Annotated in this window: 9 protein-coding genes and 1 tRNA gene; 2 read left to right on the top strand and 8 right to left on the bottom strand. The window is 61.8% G+C overall.

Annotated features, from left to right (window positions below; translation table 11 throughout):
- A partial coding sequence (locus tag ACTJGZ_RS14520; protein ID WP_441663618.1) for an AMP-binding protein occupies positions 1-1,154 on the bottom strand: 1,154 nt, incomplete at its 3' end.
- Between the two features lie 144 nt (positions 1,155-1,298).
- On the opposite strand from ACTJGZ_RS14520, the gene ACTJGZ_RS14515 reads away from it, so the two are divergent.
- The gene (locus ACTJGZ_RS14515; RefSeq protein WP_441663617.1) at positions 1,299-2,240 is read left to right on the top strand and encodes a LysR family transcriptional regulator; all 942 of its coding nucleotides are present in this window, start codon (positions 1,299-1,301) and stop codon (positions 2,238-2,240) included.
- Here the strand turns inward: ACTJGZ_RS14515 and ACTJGZ_RS14510 are convergent.
- Positions 2,213-3,343 (bottom strand): magnesium transporter CorA family protein, encoded by a 1,131-nt coding sequence (locus ACTJGZ_RS14510; protein ID WP_441663616.1) that lies wholly within the window; start codon positions 3,341-3,343, stop codon positions 2,213-2,215. The genes ACTJGZ_RS14515 and ACTJGZ_RS14510 overlap by 28 nt on opposite strands.
- Positions 3,344-3,568: 225 nt before the next feature.
- Between ACTJGZ_RS14510 and ACTJGZ_RS14505 the strand changes: the two genes are divergently transcribed.
- Entirely contained in the window at positions 3,569-4,438 is an 870-nt protein-coding gene (locus ACTJGZ_RS14505; RefSeq protein WP_441663615.1) for a LysR substrate-binding domain-containing protein, read from the top strand.
- Between the two features lie 42 nt (positions 4,439-4,480).
- Here the strand turns inward: ACTJGZ_RS14505 and ACTJGZ_RS14500 are convergent, their stop codons facing one another.
- From ACTJGZ_RS14500 to ACTJGZ_RS14475, 6 genes are all read right to left on the bottom strand, one after another.
- Positions 4,481-5,725 carry an aspartate aminotransferase family protein gene (locus tag ACTJGZ_RS14500; protein ID WP_441663614.1) on the bottom strand — a complete coding sequence of 415 codons (1,245 nt, stop codon included), beginning with the start codon at positions 5,723-5,725 and terminating at the stop codon, positions 4,481-4,483.
- Positions 5,726-5,834: 109 nt separating this feature from the next.
- Complete coding sequence (locus ACTJGZ_RS14495; protein WP_441663613.1) at positions 5,835-7,121, bottom strand: TRAP transporter large permease; 1,287 nt, start codon at positions 7,119-7,121, stop codon at positions 5,835-5,837.
- On the bottom strand, positions 7,118-7,621 hold the full coding sequence (locus ACTJGZ_RS14490; protein ID WP_441663612.1) for a TRAP transporter small permease: 504 nt from the start codon (positions 7,619-7,621) through the stop codon (positions 7,118-7,120). The genes ACTJGZ_RS14495 and ACTJGZ_RS14490 overlap by 4 nt, the downstream gene beginning before the upstream one ends.
- A gap of 10 nt (positions 7,622-7,631) precedes the next feature.
- The gene (locus ACTJGZ_RS14485; RefSeq protein WP_441663611.1) at positions 7,632-8,627 is read right to left on the bottom strand and encodes a TRAP transporter substrate-binding protein; all 996 of its coding nucleotides are present in this window, start codon (positions 8,625-8,627) and stop codon (positions 7,632-7,634) included.
- A gap of 292 nt (positions 8,628-8,919) precedes the next feature.
- On the bottom strand, positions 8,920-10,350 hold the full coding sequence (gene fumC, locus ACTJGZ_RS14480) for a class II fumarate hydratase (protein ID WP_441663610.1): 1,431 nt from the start codon (positions 10,348-10,350) through the stop codon (positions 8,920-8,922).
- 555 nt (positions 10,351-10,905) lie between these two features.
- Positions 10,906-10,982 (bottom strand) — tRNA-Pro (locus ACTJGZ_RS14475).
- Positions 10,983-11,039: the final 57 nt, after the last annotated feature.

Genomic DNA, 11,039 nt, shown 5'->3' with positions numbered 1-11,039 from the left:
AACAGCTCTCCGGCAGTCCCATCCGGCAGCGGCTGGTCCTGTTCATCCGCCACGCAGGCTTCGAATTCCGGCATGACCTGCCCCATCGTATCGGCGCGCTGTTGCGCCAGCGTGCCGCCAATCGCGAAATTGGTTTCGGTCGAACCATAGCCTTCCAGCAAGGCAATGCCGGTGCGCTCGCGAAAGACCTGATGGAAGCGCGGCGGCACGCCGGGCGCCAGCGCAATGCGCGCGCTATGCGCCATTTCATCCGCCGCCGCTGGCCGCGACAACAGCATGGGCACCATCGCCCCCAGCAAATACGTCACCGTCGCCCGCGTCGCAGCCAGGCGCTCGAAATACCGGCTCACGGAAAACCGTTCATCACACACTATCGCCGCGCCCGTCACCAGCGCCTGGAAGCAGGCATTGAGCGCATTCGTATGAAACAGCGGCAGGCAGGTATAAAGCACATCGTCCTGGCCGATTTCCAGATTTCTGGCAGTCAGCACTCCCCACCAGTAGAACTGCGCATGCGGGCAGCACACCCCCTTGGACAAGCCGGAAGTGCCCGAGGTATAGAGAATGGCCAGCGTATCGCCCGGCAAACCCTGCGCGGCAAGCTCCCCTGATTCGGGCAAGCCTGGCAATGCCTGCACGCGGCCGGCCAGCAGACTCTCCGGTCCGGCTCCGACCAGCAGAATGCGTGCCAGCGGCAGCTCTTCCTGCTCCGTCAGGCCCGCCAGCACCTGGCATGCCGGCGCATCGGCCAGCGCCAGCCTGGCCGCGCTATTGGACAAAATGTGCTGCAACTGCATGCCGCGTGAGGCGGTATTGATGGGCACAGCCACGGCCCCCAGCCAGGCGCAGCCCAGTACGGCACCGAGAAACTCCATGCGGTTGCCCATCATCAGCGCGACCCGGTCGCCGCGCCCCACGCCCTGCTGCGCCAGCAGCGCCGCCCAGCGCGCGGCAAAAGCCGGCGCCTGCTCGAAGCTGAGCGCGCCGCCAGGCGCCTGCAGCCAAGGCCGGCTGCCATGACGCTGCGCCTGCTGGCACAAAAGCTGCGGCACGGACATGGTGCGCTGGCCGGCCGCATCCGCCGGATTTTCCTGCATGCTGCAAGCCGTGTGCCCAGGCACTGCGGCTTCCTGCTGCGTGAGCTGAACACGCATATGACTCCTCCTGTTTTTCCGCGATCTCCTTGCCCTTGCCTGCTCGCCGGGATCGCATGAAATTTAGTCTAGGAGTCAACTATATATCCGTCAAATTTATGGTTATTATGTATTGAATAAGCCAGTTTTATATCAAGGGCAAGAATGGAATTTGACCTGAATCTCATGCGGGTTTTCCTGATGGTGCTGGACGAAGGCAGCGTGACCCGCGCTGCCCAGCGCCTGGGGCTGACACAGCCCGCCGTCAGCTATGCGCTGAACCGCTTGCGCGAACAGTTTGACGACCCGCTATTTCTACGCACACCCGACGGCATGCAGCCCACGCCTGTCGCGCAAGCGCTGGCAGAACCCATAGAACGCGGCCTGAACAGCTTTACCGAAGCCATCAACCTGCGCCAGGCCTTCGACCCGCAACGCAGCAGCCGGCGTTTCCGCATGGCCATGTCGGATATCGGCGTCATGGTGTTTCTGCCTGAGCTGATGGAACAATTGCACCAGCAGGCGCCCCGGCTGCAGCTTGAAATTCAGGAAGTACCGCTGGAAACGCTGCCCCAGGCGCTACGCGACGGCGAAATCGACCTGGCTATCGGCAACCTCGCCGGATTGCGGCAGCAGACCTGTCACGCGCATCTCTTCCACGAACACTACTGTTGCCTGGGAAGGCGCGGGCACCCGCTGCTTGCGAGCGGCAAGCTGACGCGCGCGCAATACCGCAAGCTTGACCATATTCTGGTGGATTCGCGCGGCAGTTCGCACCGCGCCCTCGATGAGATTCTGGCCGAAGCCGGCGTGCCGCGCCGGCCCGCGCTGATCCTGCCGCACTTCTCGGCCGCTGCGGAAATTGCCCGGCGCACAGACTTGATTCTGACCCTGCCCTACCGGGCCGCGCTCTGGCTCAACCGGGAGGGGGCTTTTGATATCCTGCCCGTTCCCGTCACCCTGCCGCCGCTGCAAGTCACGGTTCATTGGCACCGCCGCTTCGATGCCGACCCAGGCACCGTCTGGCTGCGCCAGCGCGTGATCGCCATGCTGGCCGACCCGGATTCCCTGGCGCCCGGTCACTCCTCTTCGTTGGAAGACAAATAATTCTTGCGCACGAAATACCCCAGCAGCACCAGCGCGATCAGCAGCATGATGCCCATGGTGACCCAGAAACTGTGCGCATCATGCAGCCACGGCACAGAGTCGAAATTCATGCCGAAAATGCCCGCAATCAGGTTCAGCGGCAGGAACACAGCGGTGACTGCCGTCAGGGCGCGCATCACGTCATTGGTGCGATTGCTTTGTATGCTGAAATGTATCTGCACCGCCGTTTCGGCGCTCTGTTCCAGCCGCCGCACATGGTGCGCCACCCGTTCGATGTGCTCCAGCACATCACGGCCGCGTACCAGCAGCTGCTCACGCTCATGGCGGCTTTCCTTGGTGCCCGGCACTGGCCAATCTTCCAGCGTATCCATCCAGCTGGCCAGCGCATTGCTCTGGTCTTCGCAGCATTCATCCAGATAGTGCAATACCTGCCGTGAACGCAACAAGGCGTCCCAGCGGTCGAAGTTCTTGCGCGGCCGCATCAAGCGCTGTTGCCAGTGTTCGAGCTGGCGCGTCAGATGCTTGCGCAAATCGAGAAAGCCATCAACCATCAGACTGGTAATGCGCAGCATCAATTCAGCCGGAGAAGCCGGCAAGCGCGCCAGGCTGCCCGGCTGGCGGGGCTCCCCGCGCGCCAGCGACAACAAACGGCGGATATAGGCCTCGTGCACCACGCAAGGCTCGGGATGCACACTGAGCAGCAGGCGGTCAAACAGCACGAAGCCCACAGGCACCGTCTCCACGCCCAAGGCCACCGCCACCTCCTTCAGGCGGCGCGGCGCGCTCTGATCACGCCCGTTCGCCGGCTCGGCCTGCAAACCCTCATGCAAAGCCAGCCGCCGGAACACCAGCACATCGTAGTCCGAGGTGTAATCCAGATGCGAAGGCAATTGCAGATTGGACAGATCGGAGACATGCAGATCCAGAATCCGTGTGCCGCCCAGGGTCTGGCAGAAGCTTTGCACCGTGTCGGTCCGGCTCATGAAATCATCATGCGAACACGCCAGCCAGAGATAGCCTTCACGCGGCGGTTCCTCCGGCGGCTGGGGCAGTTCTTCCACTGACTTTCCCGGACGGATATGGAATACGCGCAAAGACTTCATGGTTCCTCCAGTCAGATCATCCAGACAGCAGCGGGCCGGCCTGCGCCCTGCCATCGCGACAGTGTAGCTGCTGGCCCATCTGGCGTCAGCCTGGCCCCGGCGCGGCGCGCGGCAGCCATCGGTGCTATCCCTGATTGCCCTGGCAACGGCCGCACACAACAATCCAGGCATGCACGGAGAGCGCTCGCACAGACCGTCCTTGCTGTGCGGCTACCGGACCCCATCATGCGCCATCTCAGTACCGATTCCCTCGCCACCCTGGTCGCCGTCGTCGATCATGGCAGCTTCACCATTGCCGCCGAACGCCTGGGCAAAACACAGGCCGCCGTCAGCCTGGTCATCAGCCGCATGGAAGAACAACTGGGCCGCCGCCTGCTCGAACGGCAGCGCAAGCAACTGGCCCTGACACAGCAAGGCGAAATTCTCCTGGGCTACGCGCGCCGCATGCTCAACCTGGAAAATGAAGCGCTGTGCGCGCTGCATTGCGACCAGGGATCCGACCATGTCCGTATCGGCATGCCCGATGACTACCTGGATGTCCTGGGCAATGTGCTGTTGCGCGATTTCCGCCAGCGCTACCCCGATGCCCAGGTCGATATCATCTGCGACTTTTCCTCACGGCTGGAAAAGTCCTTGAATCAGGGTGAACTCGACCTGGCCATCGTCACCCGCGACCCGCAACGGCCTATTGGCACGCTGCTATGCCGGGAGCCGCAAGTCTGGTGCAATGCGGGCGAGCACCGCCCGGAAAAAGAAGCCGTCCTGCCGCTAGCCCTCTTTGCCGACCAATGCCGCGCCCGCCCGCACATTCTGGCATCGCTGGATGAAGCGGGCCGCGCCTGGCGCATTGCCTGCGCCTCGTCACATCTGCCGGGCGTGCAAATGGCCGTGCGCCTGAACGGCGCCCTGACGGTATTGCCAGCCGCCATCCTGCCTGCCGGCTGGCGCATTCTGGACCAGCGGCATGGCCTGCCGCCCCTGCCGGAACTGGAACTGGCGCTGCTGATGCCCGACGATGCCCGCTTCACTGCCCGCCGTCTGGCCCATTTTCTGCAAGAACACTTTCAGCGCCAGGCGCACCGGCTGGCCGCCTGACTCCCCAGCACACCAGCACGCCGGCACGCCAGCACCACATATTCAGCCCTCCGCGGTTGCCGCCAGCGTTTTCGCCGCCTCCGCCATGGCAGCCTCCAGCGCCGCCACTTCCGCATCGCCGTGCGCGAAGGTCAGATACATGCGCCCGAACGGAAATGGCATGCTCAACACCTGCTGGCGCCGCAATGCCAAATGCAGCCGGGTCGTCCAGACGGGCGACGCGGCAGCCAAGGCCTGCGTATAGTCCCCGGGGGCCTGCGGCACAGACCAGTTCGTGAAAACCGTTGCATAGCCTGATGTGCTCAATGCCAGGCCTTGCTGCGCGAACAATGCCGGCAAACGCGCCCGCAAGGCATCGCCCCGCGCCAGCAGCGCCGCATAATCGCTGCGCGCCAGTTTTTCCAGGGTTGCCGTCACCGCGGCGCATACCGGCGGGTTGCCGTTATAAGTCCCGGCGCGGCTGACTTTATTCTGCTCGAACAAGGCCATGAGTTCCGGCTTGCCGACCAGCGCGGCAACCGGTACGCCACTACCTATGGCCTTGCCGACTGTGGCCAGATCCGCCTCCACGCCGAACAGATGGCCTGCCAGACCGGCATGCAGGCGAAAGCCCATCAGCACTTCATCCAGAATCACCAGCGCGCCATGGCGCCGCGCGCACGCCGCCAGCGCTTTCAGATAGCCCGCCTGCGGCTCTACGCAACCGGCATTGGCCAGGACGGGTTCAATCAGAATCGCCGCCACATCCGGCTGTTCCTGAAACAGGCGCTCGGCATCCGCCAGGTCGTTATAGCGCAGCAGCAGCATGCCATCGCGTTCCGGCCGGTTTCCAGCCGCCATGGCGGCTTCGCCCGAATTGGCATTGCCGAAGGCCACCTGGTCATACCAGCCGTCATAACCGGCAGCAAACTTGACAATGCGGCGCCGGCCAGTGGCCGCCCGCGCCAGGCGGCAGGCCAGATGCACCGCCTCACTGCCGGTATTGACGAAAACGACTTGCGACAAGGGGCCGGTCAGCTTCGCCAGCGCAGCCGCTGCCTCTTCTTCCCCGCGATGCGCGAAGGACGGCATGGGCAAGCGCTGCTGTACACGGGCGACCGCCTCAAACACCTCGGGGTCGGCATGCCCCAGCAAGGTGGCGCCAAAGCCCATGGCCGTATCCAGATAGCGCCGGCCATCTTCCCCCCACAGATAGGCCCCGGCCGACCGCTCCACCCTCAAGGCTTGACCCTCAAACTCGGGCAACGCGCGCCCGGCGCTGGAAATACCTCCAACCAAATGCGTCATGATCCTATCCTGTCAAACGAGTGCAGAACGCCCCGCCCGCCCTGGGGCGGGCAGCGTCCTTATGATGAAAAACCGGTAGCGATGCGCGCCGCCTGCTGCGGCGCTGGCCTCAATAGCCCATCATGTGCGGCAACCAGGTACTGAGCCCGGGGAACAGCACCAGCAACAGCAGCACGGCCGCCGTTGCCGCCCAGAAGGGCACCAGACGCCAGGACACTTCGCCTATGCCCAGCCGGGCAATGTTGCATACCACGAAGATATTGGTGCCTATTGGCGGCGTGAACAGCCCCCAACCCAGCGTCACGGTGAAAATGAGACCGATCTGCAAAGGATCGAAGCCCGCGGCCTTGGCGATCGGCACCAGAATGGGGGCCAGGATAATCATGGCCGGGCCCAGATCCAGCCAGAAACCCACGACCTTGAGCGCCAGGATAATCAGCAGCACCGTGACTACCGGCCCGGCATTCATCTCCACAATCCAGCTCGCCACCGTGTGCGGGACTTGCTCTATGGTCAGAATCCAGCCGAATGGCATGGCAACCGCCATAATCACCATGACCGAACCTGTCGTCACGACGGCTTCGCTCATGGCCGGCCACAGATCACGCCAGCGCAGCTCGCGATAGACCAGCGCGCCCGCGGCCAGCGCGTACAGCACCGAGAGCGCCGCGGCTTCCGTCGTGGTCGCGATACCGGCCACGATGCTGCCCAGCACCAGCAGCGGCATGAGAATAGCCGGCATGGCATACAAGAGATCCCGCCAGAACTGGGCGGCATCAAACGGCACTTCCACGCGCGGGAAATTTTCACGCACCCCCACGATATAGGCCGTCACCATGAACGTCAGGGCCAGCAGAACGCCCGGAATCACCCCAGCCATGAACAGGCCGCCAATGGATGTATTGGTCAGCACGCCATACAGGATCAGGATCACGCTGGGCGGCACAATAATGCCCAGCGTCCCGGATGCCGCCGTCACCGCCGCGGCGAATGCCGGGGGATAGCCGCGTTCCGCCATGGAAGGAATCATGACTTTGGCCACGGCCCCGGTATCGGCAGTCGCCGACCCGGTCACGCCGCTATACACAAAGGCTGTCGCGACATTGACCAGCCCCAGGCCGCCGCGCATGCGCCCGAACACCGACTCCGCCAGGCGCATGATGCGCCGCGTCAGGCCGCCGCGGTTCATCAGCTCCCCGGCAAACAGGAAAAGCGGAATGGACGCCAGACTGATCGAATCCGCCCCGCGTATGGTCTGTTGCGCCATCCACGCCAGCGGCATGCTAAGGTCGCCCGTCAACAATGCAACGATGCTGGCCCCTGCCATCGCCCAAACAATGGGCACGCCGATAGCCAGAAAAAACACGAAACTGAGGAATAAAAAGACGACTGTCATGATGTCGCCCTCCGGGGCTTCAGCATGCGGGCGAGCCGCAACAAGGCAATCAGCACCAGCATGGCCGCCGCGCTCAGCAAGGCCGCGCTCATCATCCCGCTGGGCCAGCGCAGCACCGGGCTGGGCACATGGCCCGACCGCTGAATCACCGCCCAGGCGCTGGCCGTCAGCCAAGCCGCCACGCCCAGCAGCACCAGTGTGCCCAAGCCATCCAGCCAGCGGCGGCGCCCTTCACGCAGCATCAGCAGCAAACCGACGAAACGCACGTTTTCCCCCCGGATCTCAGCCAGCACGCAGCCGATGAAAGTCACCCAGACAAAGCTGAGCCCGGCGATCTCGAACGACCACTCCATGCCCTGCCAGTGAAAATAGCGCACGAACACGCCCGCCAAGGTGGCGCTCAGCGTGACCAGAAACAGGGCGATGCCCAGCGCCTCAAGCGCACGCTCGGGCCAGCCGGCCCGGCGCCATGCGCCGGCCGAAGATTGATCTGCCTGCATGATCCATCCCTCAGCGGTCTGCCGCCTGGCGCACGCCTTCCACGAAGGCCGGCCCCCACTCGCGCGAGAACTGTTCGTACACCGGCCCGACCTTATCGCGGAACAAGGCAATATCCACCTCGGAAAAACTCACTCCGGCCTCACGCAAGGTCGCGTCCAGACGGGCATAGGCGCTATCCAATTCGCCGCGGTACCAGGCCACGCTATCCGCAACGGCCGCTTGCAGCACCTGGCGCTGGGCGTCGCTCAGGCTGTCGTAGCGGTCCTTGTTCATGAACCAATAATTGGCCGACCAGATGTAATTGGCCAAAGACACATGCTTGGCCACCTCGTACCATTTCTGGTCATAGAAGTCGCGCAGCTCAGGCTCCACCCCATCGACCACGCCGGATTGCAACGAGGTATAAACCTCGCCAAACGGAATCGACTGCGGCAAAGCCCCCAGCTGCCGTATCGTCGCCAGCATCACGGGGTTGGGCGGCGTGCGTATTTTCAGACTGGCCAGGTCTTCCGGCGTCGTCACGGCATGTTTGCTATTGGCGAACTGACGGAAGCCGGAATCCAAGGCTGCCAGCACCACATAGCCGTGATCCTGCCCCAGCGCCATCAAGGCTTGCCCTTGTTCTCCATCCAGAAACGCGTGCACATTGGCTGCATCACGAAACAGGAAAGGCAGCGTCACAACATTCAGGCGCGGATCAATCCCATCCACGGCGCCTCCCAGGCCGATGTCTATCGCCCCGGCCCCTACCGCGTCCACGATGGGCGCTTCATCGCCCAGCTGGCCGTCGGGGAACACCGTCACCCGCAGCTCGCCCTCCGATGCTTCGGCTACCTGGCGGGCAAAACGTTGAATGGCTTGATTGACCAGGCTATCGCTGCTGGAAGCATGCGCCAGCCGCAGATGCGTGGCGGCCATGGCGGGCCAACTGGCGGCCAGCCCCAGCGCACCGGCAATAGCGGCCGCGGCCAGGCGGGTTTGAATGCGCAGAAAATGTCGCTGCATGGAACGGCTCCGAGAAAATACCGCGTACAGGAAAACGTCTGTCCGCTGCCCCGGAGCAACTGCCGCTGGCACGCACAATGACGTCGTTCTCGGCATCCTAATGACAAAGTCTGGCGGCCTGGATAAGCCTTTGTAATACCTCGATAACAGCAAACTGACGTACTCGCGCGCCAGGCTGCGCGCGCAGGGCAGCCCCCATGAAAAACGGGCCTGCCCGGCACCGCAGCAGACCCGCTTTCATGGCCCGGGCATCACACGAATGTGAGCCCGCCTGGCACGATAGGCAAACCGCTTAGCTGCCCGCCACGCCCTGCCCGACCATCTGGGCAGGATTGACGATTTCATCAAACTTCTGCTCGTCAATGAAACCGGACTTCAGCGCGGCCGCCTTCAAGGTCGTGCCTTCGTCATTGGCCATATGCGCGATCTGCGACGCCTTGTCATAGCCGATCACCGGCGACAAGGCCGTGACCAGCATCAGCGACTGATCCACCATGGCATCAATCCGGCTCCGGTTCAGCTCCGTGCCTGCCACCGAATACAGACGGAATTTCTCACAGGCATCGCCCAGAATCTGAATGGAATGCAGCGTGTTATTGATGATGATGGGCCGCATCGCATTCAATTCAAAATTGCCCTGGCTGCCCGCAAATGCCACGGCATTGTCTTCGCCCAGCACCTGAATGCACACCATGACCATGGCTTCGCATTGCGTGGGGTTGACCTTACCGGGCATGATGGAGGAGCCAGGCTCATTGGCCGGCAATATCAGCTCGCCCAGCCCGCAGCGCGGGCCGGATGCCAGCCAGCGCATATCATTGGCAATCTTCATCAAAGCCACCGCCAGACCGCGTACCGCGGCCATGGTCGCAACCATGGCATCCAGCGAGCCCTGCGCAGCAAATTTGTTCGGTGCCGTCACAAATGGCTTGCCCGAAATTTCAGCAATCTTGGCCGCGATTTCCTTGCTAAATCCCGGCGGCGCATTCAAGCCCGTTCCCACTGCCGTTCCGCCAGCCGCGAGCTGATACAGACCGCTCTTGGATTGGGAAATCCGTTCCAGCGCATCGCGAATCTGCACAACATAAGCCGACCATTCCTGCCCGACGGTCAATGGTGTCGCATCCTGCAAATGCGTGCGCCCGGTTTTGACCACTCCCATCCACTGCTGCGACTTCTTTTCAATTTCGGCCGCCAGCGCTTCCGCCTGAGGCAGCAAGACCTCATCCAGCGCCAGAACGGCTGCAATATGCATGGCAGTCGGAAAGCTGTCGTTGGAAGACTGCCCCATATTGACATCGTCATTGGGGTGCACCGGCGTCTTGCTGCCCAGTTCCCCGCCCAGCAATTGAATAGCGCGGTTGGACAGCACTTCATTGATATTCATGTTGGACTGGGTGCCGGAACCCGTCTGCCACACATAAAGCGGGAAATTCTCATCCAGCTTGCCCGCAATGGCTTCATCGGCTGCCTGCACAATTGCCTTGGCCTTCCACTCAGGCAGCCGCTTGGCCGCCGCATTGACCAGGGCCGCTGCTTTTTTGACATAGCCATAAGCATGGTAAACGCGCTTGGGCATACGGTCATTGCCGATGGAGAAATGCAGCAGCGAGCGCTGGGTCTGGGCGCCCCAGTAACGATCTGCCGGCACATCCATTCCCCCCATGGAGTCCGTCTCATGGCGCACACCACTGGCATTGATACCAATAGGAAGATCAAGCATCTTCATTACCTTGCTGGCGTCAGTCATATTACCTCGATCAATAGATTTTCTAAAAAAGAATCAATCCCGACAACATTTCGAGCGGCATGCATACTTATCTTAGATAAAACATGCAACACAATAACCAATATACCCGACGCACATGACGAAGAAAATAAAAGAACATCAAAGGGTTTTACCTGACTGCGCGGCATAAAACACGCGCCGCAGCATCACTATCTGAAGATGAATCAATTATCTTTATCCCGAAAAACAGAAACCGATTTTCAATCCATGAAACATTGCGGCCTGCATTAGGAAATCATAAAAATGAATTGTGGTTTTCTGATCCTGGCAGTCTCTGCCGCGGGCGCTAATTCAGGAATTGCCATTTACGGATATGCAATCGCAGCGCATTGGCTTCTCTTGGGTCCCTTGGTTCCCATGACTGCCGGGCTTGCCGCCGCGCCTGGCCGCCAGCACGGAGGCGATGGAGGATTGCATACAGCAACCGGCCGAAAAACCGCCGAACACGAAAAAGCCCACAGTGTTTCCACTGTGGGCTTTTAATAATAATGGTCGGAGCGGCGGGATTCGAACTCGCGACCCCTTGCACCCCATGCAAGTGCGCTACCAGGCTGCGCTACGCTCCGAACAAGAATTAAATTATAGCCGTGATTTTATTCTTTGCAAGCATTTCGAGAGAAATA

The organism is Kerstersia sp., from assembly GCF_052103615.1.
In the GTDB taxonomy this organism is placed as follows: Bacteria; Pseudomonadota; Gammaproteobacteria; order Burkholderiales; family Burkholderiaceae_B; genus Kerstersia.
Note: the sequence above shows the minus strand (reverse complement) of the source record. Positions and strands in the feature narration are given on the sequence as shown.

What these genes read in the sequence shown, in the direction of transcription:
- ACTJGZ_RS14515 (WP_441663617.1), top strand. Translation starts at nt 1,299, where the DNA reads ATGGAATTTGACCTGAATCTCATGCGGGTTTTCCTGATGGTGCTGGAC.
- ACTJGZ_RS14505 (WP_441663615.1), top strand. Translation starts at nt 3,569, where the DNA reads ATGCGCCATCTCAGTACCGATTCCCTCGCCACCCTGGTCGCCGTCGTC.
- ACTJGZ_RS14485 (WP_441663611.1), bottom strand. Translation starts at nt 8,627, where the DNA reads ATGCAGCGACATTTTCTGCGCATTCAAACCCGCCTGGCCGCGGCCGCT.
- ACTJGZ_RS14490 (WP_441663612.1), bottom strand. Translation starts at nt 7,621, where the DNA reads ATGCAGGCAGATCAATCTTCGGCCGGCGCATGGCGCCGGGCCGGCTGG.
- ACTJGZ_RS14500 (WP_441663614.1), bottom strand. Translation starts at nt 5,725, where the DNA reads ATGACGCATTTGGTTGGAGGTATTTCCAGCGCCGGGCGCGCGTTGCCC.
- ACTJGZ_RS14510 (WP_441663616.1), bottom strand. Translation starts at nt 3,343, where the DNA reads ATGAAGTCTTTGCGCGTATTCCATATCCGTCCGGGAAAGTCAGTGGAA.
- fumC (WP_441663610.1), bottom strand. Translation starts at nt 10,350, where the DNA reads ATGCTTGATCTTCCTATTGGTATCAATGCCAGTGGTGTGCGCCATGAG.
- ACTJGZ_RS14495 (WP_441663613.1), bottom strand. Translation starts at nt 7,121, where the DNA reads ATGACAGTCGTCTTTTTATTCCTCAGTTTCGTGTTTTTTCTGGCTATC.